Source organism: Lentzea sp., from assembly GCF_036380075.1.
Lineage (GTDB): Bacteria > Actinomycetota > Actinomycetes > Mycobacteriales > Pseudonocardiaceae > Lentzea.
This window is the reverse complement of record NZ_DASVFL010000116.1, coordinates 32,258-54,579: the sequence shown is the minus strand read 5'-3', so window position 1 is coordinate 54,579 and position 22,322 is coordinate 32,258. Positions and strand designations below refer to the sequence as shown.

Annotated in this window: 19 protein-coding genes; 12 read left to right on the top strand and 7 right to left on the bottom strand. The window is 68.7% G+C overall.

Annotation, left to right across the window (positions count from 1 at the left end; all coding sequences use genetic code 11):
* From VF330_RS15135 to pdhA, 3 genes are all read right to left on the bottom strand, one after another.
* Positions 1-546: biotin/lipoyl-containing protein (locus VF330_RS15135; protein WP_330852217.1), on the bottom strand; the 546-nt coding region annotated here is incomplete at its 3' end.
* Positions 547-560: 14 nt separating this feature from the next.
* Positions 561-1,583 (bottom strand): alpha-ketoacid dehydrogenase subunit beta, encoded by a 1,023-nt coding sequence (locus tag VF330_RS15130; protein WP_330852216.1) that lies wholly within the window; start codon positions 1,581-1,583, stop codon positions 561-563.
* Entirely contained in the window at positions 1,583-2,779 is a 1,197-nt protein-coding gene (pdhA, locus tag VF330_RS15125) for a pyruvate dehydrogenase (acetyl-transferring) E1 component subunit alpha (protein ID WP_330852215.1), read from the bottom strand. The genes VF330_RS15130 and pdhA overlap by 1 nt, the downstream gene beginning before the upstream one ends.
* 355 nt (positions 2,780-3,134) lie before the next feature.
* On the opposite strand from pdhA, the gene VF330_RS15120 reads away from it, so the two are divergent.
* The 7 genes from VF330_RS15120 (at position 3,135) to VF330_RS15090 (ending at position 13,088) form a co-directional block, all read left to right on the top strand.
* Positions 3,135-4,553 (top strand): M20/M25/M40 family metallo-hydrolase, encoded by a 1,419-nt coding sequence (locus tag VF330_RS15120; protein WP_330852214.1) that lies wholly within the window; start codon positions 3,135-3,137, stop codon positions 4,551-4,553.
* A 78-nt stretch (positions 4,554-4,631) separates the two neighbouring features.
* Positions 4,632-7,286, top strand: a complete 2,655-nt coding sequence (locus tag VF330_RS15115) for an MGH1-like glycoside hydrolase domain-containing protein (protein ID WP_330852213.1) — start codon at positions 4,632-4,634, stop codon at positions 7,284-7,286.
* Positions 7,287-7,527: 241 nt separating this feature from the next.
* A complete protein-coding gene (locus VF330_RS15110; RefSeq protein WP_330852212.1) occupies positions 7,528-8,340 on the top strand; it encodes a transporter substrate-binding domain-containing protein in 813 nt (270 codons plus the stop codon).
* Positions 8,341-8,419: 79 nt separating this feature from the next.
* On the top strand, positions 8,420-9,220 hold the full coding sequence (locus VF330_RS15105) for an amino acid ABC transporter permease (RefSeq protein ID WP_330852211.1): 801 nt from the start codon (positions 8,420-8,422) through the stop codon (positions 9,218-9,220).
* Complete coding sequence (locus VF330_RS15100; protein WP_330852210.1) at positions 9,217-9,984, top strand: amino acid ABC transporter ATP-binding protein; 768 nt, start codon at positions 9,217-9,219, stop codon at positions 9,982-9,984. The genes VF330_RS15105 and VF330_RS15100 overlap by 4 nt, the downstream gene beginning before the upstream one ends.
* Positions 9,985-9,988: 4 nt before the next feature.
* Positions 9,989-12,097, top strand: a complete 2,109-nt coding sequence (locus VF330_RS15095) for a hypothetical protein (RefSeq protein ID WP_330852209.1) — start codon at positions 9,989-9,991, stop codon at positions 12,095-12,097.
* Between the two features lie 100 nt (positions 12,098-12,197).
* Positions 12,198-13,088, top strand: a complete 891-nt coding sequence (locus VF330_RS15090) for an ROK family protein (RefSeq protein WP_330852208.1) — start codon at positions 12,198-12,200, stop codon at positions 13,086-13,088.
* Between the two features lie 129 nt (positions 13,089-13,217).
* Here VF330_RS15090 and VF330_RS15085 read toward each other — a convergent pair whose 3' ends face one another.
* Positions 13,218-13,997: a 5-oxoprolinase subunit PxpA gene (locus VF330_RS15085; protein WP_330852207.1), complete on the bottom strand. Its 780-nt coding sequence runs from the start codon at positions 13,995-13,997 to the stop codon at positions 13,218-13,220.
* An 87-nt stretch (positions 13,998-14,084) separates the two neighbouring features.
* Between VF330_RS15085 and VF330_RS15080 the strand changes: the two genes are divergently transcribed.
* The 5 genes from VF330_RS15080 to VF330_RS15060 all read left to right on the top strand — a co-directional run bounded on the left by VF330_RS15080 (position 14,085) and on the right by VF330_RS15060 (position 18,942).
* A complete protein-coding gene (locus VF330_RS15080) occupies positions 14,085-14,771 on the top strand; it encodes a GntR family transcriptional regulator (protein ID WP_330852206.1) in 687 nt (228 codons plus the stop codon).
* Between the two features lie 105 nt (positions 14,772-14,876).
* Entirely contained in the window at positions 14,877-15,143 is a 267-nt protein-coding gene (locus VF330_RS15075) for a DUF3311 domain-containing protein (RefSeq protein WP_330852205.1), read from the top strand.
* The gene (mctP, locus tag VF330_RS15070; RefSeq protein ID WP_330852204.1) at positions 15,143-16,780 is read left to right on the top strand and encodes a monocarboxylate uptake permease MctP; all 1,638 of its coding nucleotides are present in this window, start codon (positions 15,143-15,145) and stop codon (positions 16,778-16,780) included. The genes VF330_RS15075 and mctP overlap by 1 nt, the downstream gene beginning before the upstream one ends.
* Before the next feature lie 72 nt (positions 16,781-16,852).
* Complete coding sequence (locus VF330_RS15065) at positions 16,853-18,103, top strand: hypothetical protein (protein WP_330852203.1); 1,251 nt, start codon at positions 16,853-16,855, stop codon at positions 18,101-18,103.
* Positions 18,100-18,942, top strand: coding sequence for a septum formation family protein (locus VF330_RS15060; RefSeq protein WP_330852202.1), 843 nt, complete (start codon positions 18,100-18,102; stop codon positions 18,940-18,942). The genes VF330_RS15065 and VF330_RS15060 overlap by 4 nt, the downstream gene beginning before the upstream one ends.
* Positions 18,943-19,226: 284 nt before the next feature.
* Here the strand turns inward: VF330_RS15060 and VF330_RS15055 are convergent, their stop codons facing one another.
* The 3 genes from VF330_RS15055 to VF330_RS15045 form a co-directional block, all read right to left on the bottom strand.
* Positions 19,227-19,439: a hypothetical protein gene (locus tag VF330_RS15055; RefSeq protein WP_330852201.1), complete on the bottom strand. Its 213-nt coding sequence runs from the start codon at positions 19,437-19,439 to the stop codon at positions 19,227-19,229.
* 73 nt (positions 19,440-19,512) lie between these two features.
* Positions 19,513-21,324 carry a phosphoenolpyruvate carboxykinase (GTP) gene (locus tag VF330_RS15050; RefSeq protein ID WP_330852200.1) on the bottom strand — a complete coding sequence of 604 codons (1,812 nt, stop codon included), beginning with the start codon at positions 21,322-21,324 and terminating at the stop codon, positions 19,513-19,515.
* A 311-nt stretch (positions 21,325-21,635) separates the two neighbouring features.
* On the bottom strand, positions 21,636-22,322 hold the full coding sequence (locus tag VF330_RS15045) for a DUF6802 family protein (protein WP_330852199.1): 687 nt from the start codon (positions 22,320-22,322) through the stop codon (positions 21,636-21,638).

Sequence of the window (22,322 nt, the reverse complement as noted above, 5' to 3'; positions counted from 1 at the left end):
GGCCAGCGGCACGTACCCTCCGGGGGCCTGGACCGGAGCGGGAGCCTGGACGACGGGCGCCGGAGGAGCGACGGGAGCGGGCGGTGCCACGACGGGCGGGGCCGCGACGGCCGCTGCCGGAGCCGCGACAGGAGCCGGAGCGTCCTTGCGCGCGCGGCGCTTCGCGGCACCGGACTTCGGGCCGTACCCGACGAGCGTCGCGATGCGCCCGCCCGGCATCTCCTCGCCGATCTTGCCGGACGAGGTGCCGTTCGCCTCGGCGGCGGCCGGAGCGGGGGCGACGGGTGCGGCCGCGCCACCGGGGTCGGTGTCGATCGTGATGATCGGGACGCCGACCTCGACGGTCTGGCCGGGCTCGGCCAGCAGCTCCGTCACGACGCCCGCCCACGGGCACGGCAGCTCGACGGCGGCCTTGGCCGTCTCGATCTCGACGATGATCTGGTTGACCGCGACGGTGTCACCCGGCTTCACGTGCCAGGTGAGGATCTCGGCCTCGGTCAGCCCCTCCGCCGTGTCGGGCAGGGGGAATTGCTTGTACTGCGGCATTTCCGGTTGTCCCCTTACCAGGCGAGAGAGCGGTCGACGGCGTGCAGCACCCGGTCGAGGTCGGGGAGGAACTCCTCCTCGAGCTTCGACGGCGGGTACGGGGTGTCGAAACCGGTCACCCGCAGCACCGGTGCCTGCAGCGAGTAGAAGCACTCCTGCTGGACCTTGGCTGCAATCTCGCTGGCGATCGAGGACTCGGACGGCGCCTCGGAGACGACGACCAGCCGGCCGGTGCGGCGCACCGACTCGAACACGGGCCCGAGGTCGAGCGGCGACAACGTGCGCAGGTCGATGACCTCCAGCGACGTGCCGTCCTCCGCGGCCGCGTTGGCGGCGTCGAGAGCCGTGCGGACCATCGGGCCGTACGCCACCAGCGTCGCGTCCGTGCCGGGACGCAGCACGCGCGACTCGAAGAGCTTGCCGGGCGTGACGGTCGTGTCGACCTCGCCCTTCTCGTAGTAGCGGCGCTTGGGCTCGAAGAACAGCACCGGGTCGTCGCAGTCGATGGCCTGCTGGATCATCCAGTAGGCGTCGGCTGGGTTCGAGCACGAGACGACCTTGAGGCCGGCGGTGTGCGCGAAGTACGACTCGGGCGACTCCGAGTGGTGCTCGACCGCACCGATGCCGCCGCCGAACGGCACGCGGATCACGATGGGCATCTTGATCTTGCCCTGCGTGCGGTAGTGCAGCTTCGCGACCTGCGACACGATCTGGTCGAAGCCGGGGAAGATGAAGCCGTCGAACTGGATCTCGCACACCGGTCGGTAGCCGCGGATCGCGAGGCCCACGGCGGTGCCGATGATGCCGGACTCCGCGAGCGGCGTGTCGAGCACGCGCTGCTCGCCGAAGTCCTTCTGCAGGCCGTCGGTGATGCGGAAGACGCCACCGAGCTTGCCGATGTCCTCGCCCATCATGATGACCTTGGGGTTGGCCTCCATGGCCGCCCGCAGGCCCATGTTCAGGGCCTTGGAGATCGTGAGGGTCTGCGGCGACGCCGGGGCGGCGGCCGTGGAACGGTCCATCGTCGGTGCTGCCATCAGTGCTCGCCTCCCGCGAAACCCGAGACGTAGTCGAGGAACTCGTCGCGCTGCGCGTCGAGGGCGGGGCTGCCCTCCGCGTAGACGTTGCTGAAGATCCGTTCGGCGGGCGGGTCGGGCATGTTCGTGCAGAACTCCCGCAGCTCCTCACCGAGCTTCTCGGCGTCGGCCTCGACGCTCTCGAAGAACGAGCTGTCGGCCCACTGCTGGCGGACCAGGTAGACCTTCACGCGCTCGATCGGGTCCTTGAGCTTCCACATCTCCAGCTCGTCCGACAGCCGGTAGCGCGTCGGGTCGTCGGAGGTGGTGTGCGCGTCCATGCGGTAGGTGAACGCCTCGATCAGGATCGGGCCGTTGCCGTGGCGGCACTCGTCCAGCGCCCACTTCGTCACGGCGAGCGTCGCGAGGACGTCGTTGCCGTCGACGCGGATGCCGGGGAAGCCGTAGCCGCGGGCGCGCTGGTACAGCGGCAGGCGCGACTGGCGCTCGGTGGGCTCGGAGATCGCCCACTGGTTGTTCTGGCAGAAGAAGACGAGCGGTGCGTCGTAGACCGCCGCCCACACGAAGCCCTCGTGCACGTCGCCCTGGCTGGTCGCGCCGTCGCCGAAGAAGCACATGGTGGCTTCTCCCTCGTCGTCGCCGACCTTGCCGTCGAACTTCTGGCCCATCGCGTACCCGGCCGCGTTGAGGACCTGGTTGCCGATGACGATCGTGTACGGGTGGAAGCGCTTCTCGACCGGGTCCCACGTGCCCTGGTCGGTGCCGCGGAAGATGCCGAGCAGCTCCGTCGGGTTGATCCCGCGCGTCCACGCGATGCCGTGCTCGCGGTAGCTGGGGAAGGCCATGTCCGTCTGGCGCATCGCGCGGCCGGCACCGATCTGCGCGGCCTCCTGACCGAGCAGCGGCACCCAGATGCCGAGCTGGCCCTTGCGCTGCAACGCGTTCGCCTCGCGGTCGACCCGGCGGATCAGGACCATGTCGCGGTACAGACCGCGCAGCTCCTCCGCCGTGATGTCGATGTCGAAGTCGGGGTGGGAGACCCGTTCGCCCTCGGGAGTGAGGAGCTGCACCAGGTCGGCGCCACCCTCGTCTGTCGCTCGCAAGCCTGCGATCACCTGTTCCGCTGTCGGTTTTGCGGCAGTGGCGGCCGGCGCTGCGTCCGGCTCAGGGTGCGTCCATTGCTCAGGGGACGACATGCGCCTTCTCCTCTGTCTACTCCGACCGCCTGATCGCTCGTGACGACCTCGTGCGGCGACGTCGGCGGTCGCCGCCAACCCTGTGGGGCCGGAGGCAGCCGTCGACGGTGACGGTGGCTTACGACCACATCCTGACACGGCCTCACCCGAGTTGGTGAGACCCGTCCCACTTCGTAACACACGAGTCAACGTTCTGATCAGCGACAACTGTCGGAAGTTCGACCTTTTGTCCTCCGACGGTCCTCGTCCGACTACCGGACACCACTGTCCCGGTTACCGATCGTTAACTTAGCTCGAGGCCTTTCACAAGAGGCTACGGACGCGAGCGGAGGCGGAGTCGTGACAGGATCGAGAGGTGGACCGCTCAGTTGTGACCAGCACCGTCAGGACGCTTTGGGACCGTGAGATCGTCCCGAGCCTGTCTCAGCTCGTCGCCGTGCCGGCGATCTCGCCCGCGTTCGACCCCGCATGGGAGGAACACGGCGAGTTGGCGGCGGCGATCGACCACGTGAAGGCGTGGATCGCCTCGCGAAACCTGCCGGGAGCCGAGCTCGAGGTCGTCCAACTGGCGGGACGCACGCCGCTCCTGGTGGTCGACGTCCCCGCGTCCGGTAACTCGGCCGACGACACCGTGTTGCTCTACGGACACCTGGACAAGCAGCCGCCGGTGGGCGGTTGGGGCGAGGGCTTGGGCCCGTGGACCCCGGTCCTGCGTGACGGACGTCTCTACGGGCGCGGCGCGGCCGATGACGGTTACTCCGGATATGCCGCAATCGCCGCTATCGAGGCCGTGCGCGCGGCGGGCGGTTCGCACTCCCGGTGCGTCGTGCTGCTGGAGACCGGCGAGGAGTCGGGCTCGCCCGACCTGCCCGCCTACCTGGAGCACCTGTCCGAGCGGCTGGGCCGGGTGTCGCTGGTGGTCTGCCTCGACTCGGGCGGCTCCGACTACGAGCGCATGTGGCTGACGACGTCGCTGCGCGGTTTGGTGCAGGTCACGGCCACCGTGCGGGTGCTGGAGGGCGGTATGCACTCCGGCATGGCGTCGGGGATCGTGCCGTCGTCGTTCCGGATCGCGCGCCAGCTGCTGGACCGGATCGAGGACTCGGAGACCGGCGAGGTCCTCGTGCCGGAGATGCACGTCGAGATCCCGGCGGGCCGGCTGGCCGAGGTCCGCGAGGCCGTCGAGGCGGCGCCGGGCGCCCTGTGGGACCCGGTCCCGCGCGTCGGCGACCTCCGGCCGATGTCCGACGACGAGGTCGAGCTGGCGCTCAACTCCGGCTGGCGGCCGACCCTGTCCGTCACCGGCGCCGAGGGCCTGCCGCTGCCGGACGACGCGGGCAACGTGCTGCGCCCGTTCACGACCCTCGTGCTCTCGTTCCGCCTGCCGCCGACGGCCTCGTCCGCCGCGGCGCTGGAGGCGGTCAAGGCGAAGCTGACGACGGACGTGCCCTACGGCGCGACGGTCGAGCTTTCGCGCATCGAGCACGCCGACGGCTGGAACGCGCCGGAGCTGGCGCCGTGGCTGTCCGCGACGCTGGACGACGCCGGCAAGGAGGTCTTCGGCTCGCCGTGGCGGACCGTGTCGCTGGGCGGCTCGATCCCGTTCATGGGCCTGCTGCACGACGCGTACCCGGACGCGCAGTTCCTGGTCACGGGCGCGGTCGGCCCGGACTCCAACCTCCACGTGCCGGACGAGTGGCTGCACCTGGCGCACGCGGCCCGCGTCACCGAGGGCGTGGCGCTGGTCCTCGACGCGCACTCCAGGCAGGCCTGACCCGCCTTGTAGTGAGGAAGAACTCAGACAGGACCTGGGCCCCACCAGCCGTCCGACCAGGTGTCCCACACTGGACCGATGGTCGAACATGCGGAACGAGCGCGTCTCGCGGAGTCGGAGAGCCCGACCTCGCCGTGGCGGCTGTGGGGGCCGTACCTGTCGGGTCGCCAGTGGGGCACGGTCCGCGAGGACTACTCGCCCGAGGGTGACGCGTGGGCCTCGTTCCCGTTCGACCACGCCCGGTCGCGCGCCTACCGCTGGGGTGAGGACGGGATCGCGGGCATCTGCGACGTGCACGGGTTCCTCAACCTCGGCCTGGCGCTGTGGAACGGCAGGGACCCGTTCCTCAAGGAGCGCTACTTCGGCCTCGCCAACGAGGAGGGCAACCACGGCGAGGACGTCAAGGAGCACTGGTGGGTGACCGACGGGACGCCCACCCACTCCTGGATGCGGGTCGTCTACCGGTACCCGCAGAAGGAGTTCCCGTACGCCCTGCTGCGGGAGATGGCGCGCAACGCCGGCCGGGAGAACCGCGAGCCCGAGCTCAGCGACACCGGCGTGCTCGACGAGAACCGGTTCTTCGACGTCCAGGTCACCTACGCCAAGGCCGACACGGACGACATCTGCGTCGAGATCAGCGCGACCAACCACGGGCCGGAGGACGCGCCGCTGCACCTGCTGCCGCAGCTGTGGTTCCGCAACACGTGGGCGTGGGGCCGCGACCAGCGGCCGTGCCAGCTCGTCGCCAGCACCACGACCGGGCGCAAGGTCACGGCCGACCACGGCAACCTCGGCCGGTACACGCTGCACCTCGACGACTCGCCGTCGATGCTCATGACGGACAACGAGAGCAACGAGGTCGCGCTCTTCGGCGCCGAGCGGAACCCCTCGCCGTGGGCGAAGGACGGCGTCTGCGAGTACGTGGTGCGCGGCAGCACGTCGAGCTGCCAGGTCGTCGGGCCGGACGACGCGGGCGCGGCGGGCACCAAGTTCGCCGCCTGGTACTCGTTCGACCCGGTCGAGCCGGGCGAGACGGTGACCGTCCGGTTGCGGCTCGTCGGCGGTGACGGGCACCTGGACCCGTTCGGGCCGAGCTTCGAGGACACGATGGCCCGCCGGAAGGCCGAGGCCGACGAGTTCCACGACGACATCGCGCCGGACGTCAGCTCCGAGCAGAAGCACGTGCTCAGGCGTGCGCTCGCCGGTCTGATGTGGACGAAGCAGCACTACCGGTTCCGCACCCGCGACTGGCTCGACGGCGACCCGACCAAGCCCGAGGCACCCTCGTCGCGCAGGACGCCCCAGGCGCGCAACGTGCACTGGCGGCACCTCGACGTGGCCGACGTGATCTCCATGCCGGACGAGTGGGAGTACCCATGGTTCGCGGCGTGGGACCTCGCGTTCCACACCATCCCGTTCACGCTGGTCGACCCGGCGTTCGCGAAGGAGCAGCTGCTGCTGTTCTGCCGCGAGTGGATGATGCACCCCAACGGCCAGATCCCCGCCTACGAGTGGGAGTTCGGCGACGTCAACCCGCCGGTGCACGCGTGGGCTGCGCTGCAGGTCTACCGGGCCGACGGCAGCAGGGACCGCGGGTTCCTCGCCAAGGTCTTCCACAAGCTGCTGCTCAACTTCTCGTGGTGGGTCAACCGCAAGGACGCCGACGGCAGCTACCTGTTCGAGGGCGGGTTCCTCGGCATGGACAACATCGGGCCGGTCAACCGGTCGGCGCCGATGCTCGGCGAGTGGCGGCTGGAGCAGTCCGACGCCACGTCGTGGATGGCCGCGTACAGCCTGCACCTCATGCAGATCGCGCTGGAGCTGGCGCGCGACGACGAGTCCTACGAGGACGTCGCGACGAAGTTCGTCGAGCACTTCCTGTCTATCGCGGAGGCGTTCACGCACTTCGGGTCGCACGGCGGCGGGATCTGGCACGACGAGGACGGGTTCTGCTACGACCGCGTCTCGCGGCGCCGCCCGGACGGCAGCGTCGAGTCCGAACCGGTGCGCGTGCGGTCGATGGTCGGCCTGATCCCGTTGCTGGCCTCCGCGGTGCTGGAGCCGTGGGTGCTCGAGGAGCTGCACGGGTTCACCAGCAGGCTGGAGCACCTGCTGAAGAGGAGGCCGGAACTCCGGCAGTTCATCACGTTCCACTACGAGCGCGGCGCGTTCGTGTCGCTGCTGGACGAGACCAAGCTCAAGCGCGTGCTGCACCGGATGCTCGACGAGCAGGAGTTCCTGTCGCCGCACGGGATCCGCAGCCTCTCCGCCGCGCACCGCGAGGGCCTGGAGGTCAAGGTCGCGGGCCAGGACCACCGCATGGGCTACGAGCCGGGCGAGTCGCACACGCCGATGTTCGGCGGCAACTCCAACTGGCGCGGCCCGATCTGGCTGCCGACCAACGCGCTGCTGGTCGAGGCGCTGCGCACGGTCTGCGCGTTCCACGACGGCATGTTCCAGGTGGAGCTGCCGACGCACTCCGGCCGCTGGGCCACCGCCGGTCAGGTGGCGGACGAGCTGAGCGACCGGCTCGTCGGTCTCTTCCTGCCCGACCACGACGGGCGCAGGCCGTCCGACGGCAAGAGGATCGAGGCGTCCGAGTCACCTCTTTGGCGCAACCACGTCACGTTCAGCGAGTACTTCGACGGCGACACGGGTGAGGGTCTGGGGGCGACCCACCAGACCGGATGGACGGCACTCGTCGCCGGTCTGCTGACCGGACGCACGCGCTGAGCAGCACTGTCGTGATCAAATCCTGATCAAGGACACGCTCGCGTTTCGTTACCATTCGTGTGCAATACGTGCAGGTGTTGTGTGACGTAGGCCAAATCACACAACATTTTGCGCCTGATTGCACGATTTGACGCAAAATCATTGCAAGGCAGTGGCCTGTAACACGCACGTGCTGTCCACCGCGTCACCCGAGTGGCAGGATCCCGTTCACTCGTCCGCGACAGTTACGAGGAGTGACGCAGTGGCTCGTCGAACCAGGCAGTTGATGGCCGTGGTCCCCGCACTGGGACTGGCCGTGATGGCAGCGTCGGGCTGCGCGACCCCCACGAACCAGCCCGCCGGCAACTCCGGTGTCTCGCTGGTGCAGAGCGGCAAGCTCGTCACCTGCACGCACCTGTCCTACAAGCCCTTCCAGTACAGCGAGGGCGACAAGACGGTCGGCTTCGACGTCGACCTCGTCGACCTGATCGCCAAGGACCTCGGCGTCCAGCAGCAGATCTTCGACACGCCGTTCGAGACGATCACCTCGGGCACGTCGTTCAGCGCGAACCAGTGCGACCTGGCCGCCGCCGGCATGACGATCACCGACGAGCGCAAGCAGGCGATCGACTTCTCGGACCCGTACTTCGACGCCTCGCAGGCGCTGCTGGTCAAGAAGGGCTCCGGCTACGCCGACCTGACGGCCCTCAAGGGCAAGAAGCTCGGCGTCCAGCAGGACACCACGGGTGAGAAGTACGCGAACGACAACGCGGCCGCCAACGGCTACACCGTCGTCCAGTTCGAGGACCTCCCGCTGATGGAGACCGCCGTGCGCACCGGCGCGGTCGACGCCGCCATCAACGACAACGGCGTGCTCTACGACTACGCCAAGGAGTTCCCGGACACCGAGGTGACCAAGGAGTTCGACACCGGTGAGCAGTACGGCATCGGCATGAAGAAGGGCAACACCGCTCTCCAGACGAAGGTCAACGAGGTCCTGAAGAAGGCCAAGGAGAACGGCGAGTACGACAAGATCTACGAGAAGTGGTTCGGCAAGAAGCCGGAAAGCAAGTAACCCCAGGGCTTCGGGGCCGGTGCGGTCCAACTCGCGCCGGCCCCGCCGCTTGTCCGAACCACATCCGCTAGGAGCCTCCATGGCTGTGTCCAGGCGCAAGCGCGCGGAGTACATCCGCTACGCGCAGTACGGCCTTCTGATCGTCATCGCCCTGCTGGTCGCGTTCCTGGCGGACTGGGGTCAGATCAAGGCAGCGTTCTTCAACGTGGACATCGCCAAGTCGATGTTCCCCGGCGTCATCACGACGGCGCTGAAGAACACCATCATCTACACCGCGCTCGGATTCGGGTTCGGACTGGTGCTGGGCCTCGTGCTCGCACTGATGAAGCTCTCCTCGGTCGCGCCCTACCGGTGGATCGCGACCGTCTACATCGAGTTCTTCCGCGGTGTCCCCGCGCTGCTGGTGTTCATCGGCATCTACTACGGCGTGCCGATCGCGTTCCAGATGCAGTTCCCGCCGCTGACCACGGTCATGCTGGCGCTCGGTGGCGTCGGTGCCGCGTACATGGCGGAGACGATCCGCGCCGGCATCCAGGCCGTGCCGAAGGGCCAGGTCGAGGCCGCCCGCTCGCTCGGCATGTCGCAGAGCCGCGCGATGGTCACGATCGTGATCCCGCAGGCGTTCCGGATCATCCTGCCGCCGCTGACGAACGAGCTGATCCTGCTGACCAAGGACTCCTCGCTCATCTACATCCTGGGCCTGTTCCGCGAGCAGTACGAGCTCACCAAGTTCGGCCGTGAGACGCTGAGCCGCAGCCCGTCGCTGACGCCGATCCTCATCGCGGGCCTGTGCTACCTGATCATCACGCTGCCGCTCGGCTACCTGTCGCGGTACCTGGAGCGTCGCGGTACCGGCGGCAGGAAGAAGGTGTCCGCATGAGCGACGTCTCCGTCGAGATCACCGGGCTGAAGAAGTCGTTCGGCCCGCTGGAAGTCCTCAAGAACATCGACGTCACGGTCAACCGCGGCGACGTGGTCTGCATCATCGGCCCGTCCGGTTCCGGCAAGTCGACGCTGCTGCGCTGCGTGAACCTGCTGGAGGAGCCGACCGGCGGCAGGATCGTCGTCAACGGCACCGAGCTGACCGACCCCGACGTCGACATCGACGCGGTCCGCACGAAGATCGGCATGGTCTTCCAGGGCTTCAACCTGTTCTCGCACCTCAACGTGCTGGCGAACCTCACGGTGGCGCAGCGCAAGGTGCTCAAGCGCTCCGAGGACGAGGCGCGCAAGGTCGCGCTGCACAACCTGGAGCGCGTCGGGCTCAGCGAGAAGGCGCACTCGATGCCGGCGCAGCTCTCCGGCGGTCAGCAGCAGCGCGTGGCCATCGCCCGCGCGCTGTCGATGGACCCCGACGTGATGCTGTTCGACGAGCCGACCTCCGCGCTCGACCCGGAGCTGGTCGGCGACGTGCTGGGCGTCATGCGCCAGCTCGCCGACGAGGGCATGACGATGCTCGTCGTGACCCACGAGATGCAGTTCGCCCGCGAGGTCGCCGACAAGGTGATCTTCATGGACGGCGGGTACATCGTCGAGGAGGGCCCGGCGGCCGAGGTGATCGGCAACCCGCAGGAGCCGCGCACCCAGGAGTTCCTGGCGCGCGTCCTCGACCCGACGCACCACGGCCCGAGCGACCCGGTCTAGCCGCGTGGCGAGGGGGAGGGTCTCCGCGGCGGACGTGCTGCGGGGGCTGCTGGGGGAGAACGAGAGCTCCGGTGGTGGCGGGTGGAGGTTGCCTCGGCGCAGGCCGAGCACCCCGCCCGTCATCCGCGTGGTGGACCGGGTGGTCACCGACGTCCTCGACCTGCGCGCCGTCGAGGTGCCGTACGTGCTGGAGTTCGAGCGCTGCCAGTTCGAGGCGGCACCGGACCTGCGGCAGGCGAACCTCTCCGGCATCTCGTTCGACGACTGCGACCTGCCGGGCCTGGAGGCGCGGAACCTCAGCAGCAGCAACGACGTCTCGTTGCTCGGCTGCCGCGTCACGGGCCTCGCCGACCTCACCGACGCCGAGATCGCGGGCTCGGTCCTGTTGCGGGACAGCAGTTTCAGCGTGCCGGGTGGTCAGTGCATCCACGGCGACCGGCTGACGGTCGCGGGCGCGCTGCTCGGGTTCGGCCTGCGCACCTCCGGCGAGATGCGGCTCGCGGGAGCGCGCATCGGCGGCAACGTCAACCTCACCAACGCCGTGCTGGACAACGCCGACGGCTTCACGTTGAACGGCAACGGCATGCAGGTCGGCGGCAACTTCATCGGCGCGTTCACCTCGCACGGCGTCGTGTTCCTCTCCAACGCCAAGATCAGCTCCGCGCTGTCGTTGCGCGGGTCGACGCTCTCGCGGGGCTCGGAGTTCGAGGACACCACCGACCCGCACGCCGACCCGTCCGCGACGCTGGTCCTCGACCGCTCGGACGTCTCCGGCGACCTGGAGCTCGACCGCGGTTTCTCCAGCGCGGGCACCGTCCGTGCCGTGAACGCCCGCATCGGCGGCACGTTGTCGCTGGCAGACGCCGTGCTGGACGCCGTCTCGCCGCCGTCTGTAGGCACCGACCCGACCGGCTCAGGACGCGCGTTGCACGTCGACGGCGCGGAGATCGGCGGTGACGTCGTCGGCCGGCACGTGCGGATCAAGGGCCAGCTGCGCATGGTCGACACCCACGTGCGCGGCAGCATCACCATCGAACGGGCCACTGTGGACAACCCGGCGGCCGATGCCGTGCTGGCCAACCGTTCGCAGATCGGCAGCAACTTCGTGGTGCGCGAGTCGGACGTCTCCGGCGGCCTGGAGCTGCGCGGCATCACCGTCGGCGCGAACCTCGACCTGCGCGGCAGCCGCCTGGTCAAGCCCGGCAAGTACCGCCACCAGCCGCGCGAGAAGCCGTCGCTGGACATCGGCGGCGCGACGATCGGCCGCGACCTCATCTGCGCACGCGGAGACAAGGAGTTCGTGGCGCACGGCGGCGTGCGCTGCCGTCGCGCGACGATCGGCCGCATGGCCAACTTCAACGGCGCGGTGCTCGGCTACAAGCTCGACAGCCACGCGTTGAACGCCATGGGCATGCAGGTGCAGGAGCTGATGCTCAACGTCGTGTCGCCGCCGAAGGGCCTGGTGACGTTGCGGCACGCGCACTGCACGTCGCTGGACGACAACGAGAACTTCTGGAACGCCACGGGTTTCATCGACCTCGACGACTTCCGCTACGACTCGCTGGCGTACCCGATCGACCTGCGCGACGACGACCAGGTCGCCCAGCGCCTGCGCTGGCTGCGCGCGGCGATGCGCCGCAGCTACCACCCGCGGCCGTACGACCAGTTCGCCGAGATGCTGACCGCGGCCGGCAACGAGGAGCACGCCTCGACCGTGCTGATCGAGAAGCAACGCCTGCGGTACAAGGCGGTCGCGGAGGGCATGCGGTTCTTCGGCCCGTTGGTGCTGGTGTGGAGCTTCCTGCAACGGTCGATGGTCGGCTACGGCTACCGCCCGGCGCGCGCCCTGGGGTGGCTGATCGCGGCGTGGATCGTGGGCAGCCTGTGGTTCCAGTTCAAGGGGCCGCTGATCGAGATCAACGACGACGACCACCTGCCGTGGAACGCGTGGCTCTACACGATCGACCTGGTGGTGCCGATCGTCGACTTCGGCAACAAGAACCGCTGGCAGACGCCCGGCGCGTCGCAGTGGATCGCGTCGGGGCTGATCGTGACGGGCTGGATCCTCGCCACGACCGTCGCCGCCGGTCTGACCCGGATGTTGAAACGCTAGTGGCGCGACTCGGAACGTCGGCGAGGTAATCCACGCTCAGCAGGACACCTCGCGGCAACGTTCCGAGCCACACCACTAGCGGCGGATACCATGCCGTCTCGTGACTGATCTGGTGCTGGCACTGGACTTCGGCGGCACCAAGATCGCCGCCGCCCTGGTGGACCCCGATGGCGCGGTGGTGCGCTCGTCCCGCGTCGCGACGCCTTCCGACGACCCCTGGGCCGCCGTCGTGTCGCTGGTCTCGTCGGTGGTCGGTGACGTCGAGGTGTCCGGCGTCGGCATCGGCTCGGCTGGCCCGCTGGACGCGGTCGCCGGCACCGTCTCGCCGATCAACGTGCCGTCGTGGCAGGCCTTCCCGCTGCGTTCGTCGGTGGAGTCGCTGTTCCCCGGCGTGCGGGTGGAGCTGGCGGGCGACGGCGTGTGCATGGCGCTGGGCGAACACCGCCGCGGCGCCGGGCGCGGCAGCACGCACATGGTCGGCCTGGTCGTGTCGACCGGCGTCGGCGGCGGCCTGGTCCTGGACGGACGTCCCTTCGGCGGCCGCACCGGCAACGCGGGGCACATCGGTCACGTCGTCGTGGAGCCGGACGGTGTGCCCTGCACGTGCGGCGGACGCGGGTGCGCGGAGACCATCGCGGGCGGGCCGCGCATGGTGGCCTGGGCGCGGCGGGCCGGGTGGCAGGCGCCGGACGACGCCGACGCGGCCTTGCTCGCCGCCGCTGCTCTCGCCGGCGAGGAGATTCCGCTCGTGGCCTTCGACCGGGCCGGTCAGGCTGTCGGGATGGCGATCGCCGGTGCTGCCGCGGTGTGCGACCTGGAGCTGGCGGTCATCGGGGGTGGGGTGGCTCAGGCGGGGGAGTTGTTGTTCGAGCCGGTTCGGCGGACTTTGAAGACGCATGCCGGGTTGTCGTACCTGGCCGGGCTGGAGGTTCGGGCGGCTGAGCTCGGGGGCGAGGCCGGGCTGGTGGGGGCGGCGGCGCTGGTCCGGTGAGGGGGCGTGCTCGCGCAGGGGTCCCCTTGGGTTTGGCGTCCCCCGCGACCCAACGTACAGATCGGGTCTGACACTTCTGCCAGGCCGAATTCCCAGGTGGTCTGCAGTCAGTTCCCAGGTGGTCTGCCGTCAGACCGCCTGGCGGGTGTGTCGGAGCGGCGACTCCACCCTGGCCACCGGCACGCCGGCCGACTCCAGGGCCGTGCGGACCGTGCGGGCGATCTCCACGGCGTTGGGGGTGTCGCCGTGCACGCAGATCGAGTCGGCCTGGACGCGCACCGGGCGGCCGGAGACGCTGCGGACCCAGCCCTCGGTGGCCAGTTGGACGCAGCGGGCCGCTATCTCGGCCGGGTCCCGCAGGACGGCGCCCGGTTCCGCGCGGGGGACCAGGGTGCCGGCTGCCGTGTAGGCGCGGTCGGCGAACGCCTCGTGCCAGACGCGCAGGCCCGCCACCGAGGCTCGTTTCAGCCAGACGGCTCCCGGTGGGCCCAGTACCGCCAGAGTCGGGTCGAAGAGGCGGACCGCGTCGACCACGGCGTCGGCCTGGGCCTCGTGGCGGACCAGGGCGTTGTAGAGGGCGCCGTGCGGTTTGACGTAGGAGATGCGGGTGCCGGCGGCGCGGGCGAAGACCGCGAGGGCGCCCAGTTGGGCCAGGACCTCATTGGTCAGGGTGTCCGGTGCGACGTCGATGAAGCGGCGGCCAAAGCCCGGGAGGTCGCGGTAACCGACGTGGGCGCCCACGGCCACGCCTGCTTCTGCTGCGGCGGCGCAGGTCTCGCGCATCGTGTCGGCGTCGCCGGCGTGGTAGCCGCAGGCGACGTTCGCGCTGGTCACGATGTGCAGCAACGTCTTGTCGTCGCCCAACGTCCAGTGGCCGAAGCCCTCGCCGAGATCCGCGTTCAGGTCCATGGCCACCCCTCCACACCCGTCGATTGTTGGATTGTTGAACGATTCTACGATAGTGCAATGGAACGATCCTGCAAATAGACTGGATCGGTGAGTGAGACGTGGGTGTCGACGCTGGCCCAGGGCAAGGCCGACCTGGAGCGCGCGAGCACCGCGCAGAAGGTCGCCGACATGCTGCGGGAGCGGGTGCTCGACGGCGAGCTCGAACCCGGTCTGCGTCTCAGCGAGGAAGCCATCGGCGGTGCGCTGGGCGTCAGCCGCAACACGCTGCGCGAGGCGTTCCGGCTGCTCACGCGCGACCGGATCCTGGTCCACGAGCACAGCCGCGGCGTCTTCGTCCGCAGGCCCACCGGTGACGACGTGCGCGACCTCTACGCCGCCCGCCGCGTGATCGAGGGCGGCGCGCTCCGGCTGTGGAACGACGTGAGCGAGGCCCGGCGGGAAGCGGTCAGGACGCCGGTGCGCCAAGCCGCGGCACGGGCCGAGAAGGGCGACTTCAGCAAGACCGGCAGCGCCAACATCCAGTTCCACCGCGGCATCGTCGGCCTCGCGGGCAGCACCCGGCTCAGCGACGAGTGCGACCGGCTCTTCGCCGAGCTCATGCTCGCGTTCCGCGTCGCGCAGGAGGTCGAGGCGTTCCACCAGACGTACCTGCCGTGGAACCGCAGGATCGTGGACCTGCTGAACGACGGGGCCGTCGAGCAGGCCGTGACGCAGCTCGACGAGTACTTCGACGCCGCTGAGCAGGACCTCGTGGGCCGGCTGCGGGCCGAATAGTCCAAAGGGAACGTTAAGCCGAGTGCAACGATTCCGATCACGAGGCTGACGGCACACCTCATCAGGCCTAACATCCGCGCAACACCGCGTACACGGAGGGCCACCATGCCGTCGGATCACAAGACCGGCTTGCGCTGGAGCAACTGGAACCTGCTGCTGATACTCCCGCTGCTCATGCTCATCACGCCGTGGTTCAACATCGACGAGCCCCGGGTCTTCGGGCTCCCGTTCTTCTACTGGTACCAGTTCCTGTTCGTGCCGCTCGGCGTCCTGTGCGTCGGCCTCGTCTACGTCAAGACCAAGGACGAGCCCGTGGTCACCGGCAAGCCCGACAAGCTCGGTGTGGACGACCTGGACGAGGGAGCGAACTGATGCAGTGGACTGAGCTGATCGTTTTCAGCGTCCTCTTCCTGCTCGTCACGGTCATGGGCTTCGTGGCCGCGCGGTGGCAGAAGGGCGAGACCCTCGACCACCTCGACGAGTGGGGCCTGGGCGGCCGGAAGTTCGGCAGCTGGATCACGTGGTTCCTGGTCGGTGGCGACCTCTACACCGCGTACACGTTCGTCGCGGTGCCGGCGCTGATGTTCGGCGCGGGCGCGCTCGGCTTCTACGCCCTGCCGTACACGGTGATCCTCTACCCGATCGTCTTCCTGCCGCTGGTGCGCATGTGGTCGGTCAGCCGCGTGCACGGCTACGTCACGCCCGCCGACTTCGTGAAGGGCCGCTACGGCTCGCACTGGCTGGCGCTGATCATCGCGATCACCGGCATCGTCGCGACCATGCCGTACATCGCGTTGCAGCTCGTCGGTCTCGAGGCGGTGCTGCGGTCGATGGGCCTCAACGGCTCCGGCATCCTCGGCCACCTGCCGCTGTTCATCGCGTTCCTGATCCTCGCGCTCTACACCTACCAGTCGGGTCTGCGGGCGCCGGCGCTGATCGCGTTCGTCAAGGACATCCTGATCTACGTGGTGATCCTGGTGGCGATCGTCTACCTGCCCGCGAAGTTCGGCGGCTGGGGCGAGATCTTCAACGACGCGCAGGCGAAGTTCGACGCCACGCCGAACAAGGCGGACGGCATCCTGCTGACCGGCTCCAACCAGCTCCAGTACGCCACGCTGGCGCTCGGGTCGGCGCTCGCGCTGTTCCTCTACCCGCACTCGCTGACCGGCATCCTGGCCAGCCGCGGCCGCAACGTCATCAAGCGCAACATGGTCGCGCTGCCGGCGTACTCGCTGCTGCTGGGCCTGCTGGCGCTGCTGGGCCTGGTCGCGATCAGCGCGGGCACCAAGCCGATCGTCAACCAGGCGACCGGCCGTCCCGACACCAACACGATCGTCCCCGAGCTCTTCGGCGCGAACTTCCCGTCGTGGTTCGCGGGCATCGCGTTCGCGGCCATCGGCATCGGCGCGCTGGTGCCGGCGGCGATCATGTCGATCGCGGCGGCGAACCTGTGGACGCGCAACATCTACAAGGAGTACGTGAAGAAGAACGCCACCCCGGCGGAGGAGGCCAAGCAGGCCAAGCTCGCCAGCCTCGTCGTGAAGTTCGGCGCGGTGGCGTTCATCGTGTTCGTCGACCCGCAGTTCTCGATCGACCTGCAGCTCATCGGTGGCGTCATGATCCTGCAGACGCTGCCGGCGGTCGCGATCGCGCTCTACACGCGCTGGTTCCACGTGTACGGCCTGGTCGCCGGCTGGGTCGCGGGCATGGGCTACGGCATGTGGCTGCTCTACACGATCGGCAACCCGGCCATCGGCAAGGCGCACTTCGCCGGTTCCGCGCTGCCGCTGGGCAACATCTCGCTCTTCGGCTGGCACCCGTTCGGCGCCTCGACGACGCAGATCTACGTCGGCATCGTCGCGCTGTTCGTCAACCTGCTGGTCGCCGTGGTCGTCACGCTGATCGCCAAGCGGACCAAGACGCCCAACGGCATCGACCACACCGATCCGTCCGACTACCACGTCGACGAGGACAACCCGCGGGTGAAGCCCGTGGCCGCTGCCCACTGAGACGCGAACGGTCAACACAATGGGCCACCCGCCGGTTACGGCGGGTGGCCCTCTTCGTTTGAGATGGACGACGTGAAAACCTTTGCCGGACTGGTCGGCCTGACGGCCGTCGCACTCACCCTGAGTCCCGCTGTCGCGCAGGCGCAGGACTCGAACTGCTACGACACCACCGCGCCGTTGACGGTCGAGGAGCAACGCCTCGACGACACGCTCGTCACCGGCGGCCCCGCCGTCGGTCCCGCACTCGTGAAGCTCGCCGGGTTCGACGGCCGCGTCGCCGACTTCACCGCCAAGCTCTGCCGCCAGGTCGCGCCCAAGCAGGCGCAGCAGTTCGTGGAACGCGAGGGCAACGCGCTGTGGAAGGCCGCCGTGGCCCGCGCGCAGAGCACGACAACGTTGGCACACGACGCCTACGACGACCGTCCGCTGTACTGGGCGCGACTTCAGCTGAGCAGCGCGCTGCACCAGTGGAAGCCGCGTTTCGCGTTCTCGCCGGCCGACCGGGCGAAGCTCGTCCAGCGGTTCGACTGGGCGGCACGGGGTCTGAGCGACGCGACGTTCCCCGCCAAGCCGGGCACGCGCAAGATCGCGGTGACGGGCTTCGACCCGTTCCAGCTCGCCGGCGCGAACGTGCGGCGCGCCAACCCCGCGGGCGCGGCGGCGTTGCAGCTCGACGGCCGCGAGATCGACACGCCGACCGGCAAGGTCGTGCTCCAGGCCGCGGTGCTGCCGGTGCTGTGGGGCGGGTTCGACGAGGGGATCGTCGAGCAGTTCTACGGAACGGCGTTGCAGCAGAAGCCCGACGCGTTCGTGACGATCAGTCAGGGACGTCCCGGCCGGTTCGACGTCGAGCGGTGGGCGGCGCGCTGGCGCGGTGGCTTCGGCGACAACAACGACATCAGCTCGTACGGCAGCGTGCCGGACGCGGCGGGCTGGCCCCAGCAGCCGGGCGCCGAGTTCATCGAGACCTCGCTGCCGCACCAGAAGATGGTCGACGCGGGCACCGGGCCGTTCGCCGTGAACTACAACCTGGCGTTCTGCGAGTGGATCAGGGTCGGCGCGCAGCAGTCGTGCCGCACGGACCAGCCGACTCCCGGCGCGGTCGCGGCCAGCGGTGGCGGCGGTGACTACCTGTCCAACGAGAGCATGTACCGGGCCAACCGCCTGCGGATCGCCTACGGCGCAACGAACGTCCTCGGCGGACACCTGCACACGCCGGTGCTCGGCCAGCCGGCCGACCCGGCCGCGCTGACCGACGGGGCCTTCGAAAAAGAGCGTCGGGACATCGCGGATCAGGTCAAGGCCCTAGTCTCTGTGGTGTGACTCGTGTGCGGCTGGCGGTGGCAATTGTCCTGAGCACGTTGACGCTGTCCGCGTGCGCGATCCAGGTGGGAGGGCAGGCGGTCCCCGGACCGATGCCGTCCACGTCCTCCGCCGCCGCACCCGCGCTGCCGAAGGCCGGGCAGTGCATGAACGCCGACGCGCTGAAGGTGATCCAGTGCGCCGACTCGCACGAGGCCGAGGTGATGAGCGTCGGCGAGCTCAGCGGCCTGTCGAGCACCTACCCGGACACGCAGGCGCTGCGCAAGGCCGCGCTCCCGCCGTGCCGCCAGGCGCTCAGCGAGTACCTGGGCAGCGCGGACGCCGACTCCACGCGCCTGCGCGTCTGGGCGTTCTGGCCGAACGAGCAGGGCTGGAAGGACGGCCAGCGCTGGCGGCTGTGCACCGTCGTGGAGATCAGCCCCGACGAGAAGCCGTTGGCGCGCAAGGGTTCCGTGAAGGACATCCTCAAGGGCAACGGGTTCCCGACGTTCCAGACCTGCACGCAGGGCTCGCCGTCGAAGGACCAGGAGGTCAAGGTCGTCGCGTGCACCACGCAGCACCTGGCCGAGGCCGTGCCCGGTGGTGTCGTGTCGCTCGGCAAGTCGAGCGACCCCGCTCCGTCCAAGGAGCAGATGAACTCGATCGCGAACGACAAGTGCACGAAGGCCGTGCACGACTACCTGGGTTCCAGCAAGCGCACCGACGTCTTCCCGGCGTGGCGCAACCCCGGTTCCCAGGCGTGGTCAGAGGGTTGGACCAACGCCGTCTGCTACGCGGAGGCCACCAAGGCCTTCAACGGCACCCTCTTCGGCATCCGGGACAACCCGCTGCCGAACTAGTCCGGCGACCACGACCATCAGCACGGCGGCCAGGGACAGCACCAGCATCGCGATTCCTGCGATCCCCACGGCACACCTCCCTTTCCGCCTTCGGTGACGATCTTTGTGATCGCCATCACGTATCTAAGACGTTCCCAGGAGGGGCTGGGTTCATTCCTCGAGCAAGACCATTTCCGTGGACGTGGAGCATCCCCAGGCTTGTCCACAGCTATCCACAACATGTGCACAGAGCAGTCCACACCTGTGGACAACTTCGTCCCATGTGGACGATGAGCTGCGCGGACTCAGAGAAAATTGCTGCACAGGACCACGCCGAGGGCGGTCCCCAGTGCCAGCCCGACGAGAAACACGACGGTGTACCGCCACCACGGCGTGCGGGCCGGCGGGGCGGGCGGCACCGGGTAGTAGCGCACGATGCCCTTGGCCGGTCCGACCTCGACGTCGCGCTGGGTGCCGTCGTAGTGGAGGCCGCCGAGGAAGTCGTCGTCCTGCGTCACACCACTAGTAGTACCTCAAAAAGGTGACCCACCGGTCGCCATTGACCGGTGGGTCACCGAACACCTGAAGTTGTTACCCCAGGCGCTGCTTCAGCGCAGCCAGCTCGTCGCGCAGCGTGGTCGGCACCTTCTCGCCGATCTTCGCGAACCACTCCTCGACCAGCGGGATCTCGGCGCGCCACTCGTCGGCGTCGAACTCCAGCGAGGCCTCGATGTCCTCGCGCGACGCGTCCAGGCCCTCCAGGTCGAGGTCGTCCGCGGTCGGCACGTAGCCGATGGGGGTCTCGACCGCGGCGGCCTTGCCCTCGATGCGCTCGATGGCCCACTTCAGCACGCGCGAGTTCTCGCCGAACCCGGGCCACAGGAAGCGCTTGTCCTCGCCGCGGCGGAACCAGTTGACGTAGAAGATCTTCGGCAGCTTGTCGGCGTCGGCGCGCTTGCCGAGGTCGACCCAGTGCTGGAAGTAGTCGCCGGCGTTGTAGCCGATGAACGGCAGCATCGCCATCGGGTCGCGGCGCACGACGCCGGTCTTGCCGACCGCGGCGGCCGTGGTCTCCGACGACAGCGTGGCGCCCATGTAGGTGCCGTGCTGCCAGTCGCGCGACTCGGTGACCAGCGGGATCGTCGTGGCGCGGCGGCCGCCGAAGAAGATCGCGCTGATCGGCACGCCCTTCGGGTCGTCCCACTCGGGCGCCTTGATGTCGCACTGGTCGATCGGCGTGCAGTAGCGGGAGTTCGGGTGCGAGCTGAGCTCCTCGCTGTCCGGCGTCCAGTCCTGGTGCTTCCACGAGGTGAGGTGGGCCGGGGGCTCGCCCATGCCCTCCCACCAGACGTCGCCGTCGTCGGTCAGCGCGACGTTCGTGAACAGCGAGTTGCCCTTCGCGATGGTGCGCATCGCGTTCGGGTTGGTGTGGTAGTCGGTGCCGGGCGCGACGCCGAAGAAGCCGTTTTCCGGGTTCACCGCGTACAGGCGGCCGTCCTCACCGAAGCGCATCCAGGCGATGTCGTCGCCGAGCGTTTCGACCTTCCAGCCGGGGATGGTCGGCTCCAGCATGGCGAGGTTCGTCTTGCCGCAGGCCGACGGGAACGCGGCGGCGACGTAGTACGCCTTGTCCTCCGGCGAGGTGAGCTTGAGGATCAGCATGTGCTCGGCGAGCCAGCCCTCGTCGCGCGCCATCACGGACGCGATGCGCAGCGAGTAGCACTTCTTGCCGAGCAGGGCGTTGCCGCCGTAGCCGGAACCGAAGCTCCAGATCTCGCGGGTCTCCGGGAAGTGCGAGATGTATTTGGTCGTGTTGCACGGCCACTGAACGTCGTCCTGGCCCGGCTCGAGCGGCGCGCCGAGCGAGTGCAGCGCCGGCACGAAGTCCGCGTCGTCACCGAAGACCGCGAGGGCCTTGGAACCCATTCGCGTCATGATGTGCATGGAGACGACGACGTATTCCGAGTCGGTGATCTCCACACCGAGCATCGGCTTCTCCGCGTCGAGCGGGCCCATGCAGAACGGGATGACGTACATCGTGCGACCGCGCATGCAGCCCCGGTAGAGCTCGGTCATGATGGCCTTCATCTCGGAAGGGTCCATCCAGTTGTTCGTCGCGCCCGAGTCCTCCTCGCGCACGGAGCAGATGTAGGTCCGCTCCTCGACGCGCGCGACGTCGTTCGGGTCCGAGGCCGCCCAGAACGAGTTGGGCTTCTTCTTGAGCGGCACGAACGTGCCGGCGTCGACGAGCTTCTTCGTGAGACGGTCCCATTCGCCCTGAGACCCGTCAGCCCAAACAACCTCGTCGGGGCAGGTCAGCTCAGCGACTTCCTGAACCCATGCGAGCAGACGCGCGTGGTTGGTGGGTGCGTGTTCGAGACCGGGAATGGTCACTGCCGTCATCTCGTCTCGTCTCCTGACTGAACGCCTCGGCAACCCGAGGACGTGGTGGTCCGGTGCAGGACTTCGTCGTCCTCGGGAATAGCTCCACACGCCCGGTGGGGCCGGGCGTACGTGGAAGGGGATGGACCGAGGTTAGCCCGGTGAATGGCAGGTAAAGCACCCCCAGCCTGTCGCTTCCCTCACAAAACCGATTCTGGAATCGATTCAGCACTCGGACGGCGTTAAGAGCTGCTCAAGCCGGGAAAAACACAAGAGGCCCCGGTGCGGTTCTCACCACACCGGGGCCTGTGACCTGCGCTTCAGTTCTGACGTCAGTTCGGGCTGATCCACTGCCCCGTTGTGGAATCGATTCGGACGACGCCGTCGAACCGTTCTTCCTCGAACCAGTCGTCCGAGTCGTCCAGAATGCCGCTCTTCGAGTCGGTCACGTACCGGCCGTCGGACTCGATGTGCCCGTGCTCGACCTCGACCCACTCGTCACCGCGGTGTTCGGTCATCGTGACCTCGCCGGACCGCGTGATCTCGGTGGCCACGTCGGCCTTGCCGTCGCCGTCCTTGTCGGTGAACAGCCACGTGTCGCCGTCGTCGTCGCGGACCACGGCGGTGTCGGCCTTGCCGTCGCCGTCGGTGTCCTCGGTGGCGGGACCGACCTTTCGCTCACCTTCCTCGGTGGCCACGACAATGGCCTGCGAGTTCGAGGAATTCGTTTTTTCCTGATGGGTGTCGTTCGGGTTCACGGCAACCCACTCGCCCGAATTCTCCTCGAACCGCGCCTGGCTCAGGAGATTGCCGTCCTTGTCGAACGTGCTCATCAGATCGGCGTCGCCGTCGCCGTTCGTGTCGGTGAACGCGAGATGACCGCCGTCATCGGTCTCGACCACGGCGGAGTCGTTCACGCCGTCCTGGTCGAGGTCGAAGGTGACGTCGGCGGTGTACTCGACGTCCTCGACGGTCACCTTCAGCTCGGCGTCGGCCGCACCGTTCTCGTCGATGTACAC

Coding starts and splice junctions, on each gene's coding strand:
- VF330_RS15130 (WP_330852216.1), bottom strand. CDS start 1,583: ATGGCAGCACCGACGATGGACCGTTCCACGGCCGCCGCCCCGGCGTCG.
- pdhA (WP_330852215.1), bottom strand. CDS start 2,779: ATGTCGTCCCCTGAGCAATGGACGCACCCTGAGCCGGACGCAGCGCCG.
- VF330_RS15115 (WP_330852213.1), top strand. CDS start 4,632: ATGGTCGAACATGCGGAACGAGCGCGTCTCGCGGAGTCGGAGAGCCCG.
- VF330_RS15105 (WP_330852211.1), top strand. CDS start 8,420: ATGGCTGTGTCCAGGCGCAAGCGCGCGGAGTACATCCGCTACGCGCAG.
- VF330_RS15100 (WP_330852210.1), top strand. CDS start 9,217: ATGAGCGACGTCTCCGTCGAGATCACCGGGCTGAAGAAGTCGTTCGGC.
- VF330_RS15085 (WP_330852207.1), bottom strand. CDS start 13,997: ATGGACCTGAACGCGGATCTCGGCGAGGGCTTCGGCCACTGGACGTTG.
- VF330_RS15075 (WP_330852205.1), top strand. CDS start 14,877: ATGCCGTCGGATCACAAGACCGGCTTGCGCTGGAGCAACTGGAACCTG.
- mctP (WP_330852204.1), top strand. CDS start 15,143: ATGCAGTGGACTGAGCTGATCGTTTTCAGCGTCCTCTTCCTGCTCGTC.
- VF330_RS15050 (WP_330852200.1), bottom strand. CDS start 21,324: ATGACGGCAGTGACCATTCCCGGTCTCGAACACGCACCCACCAACCAC.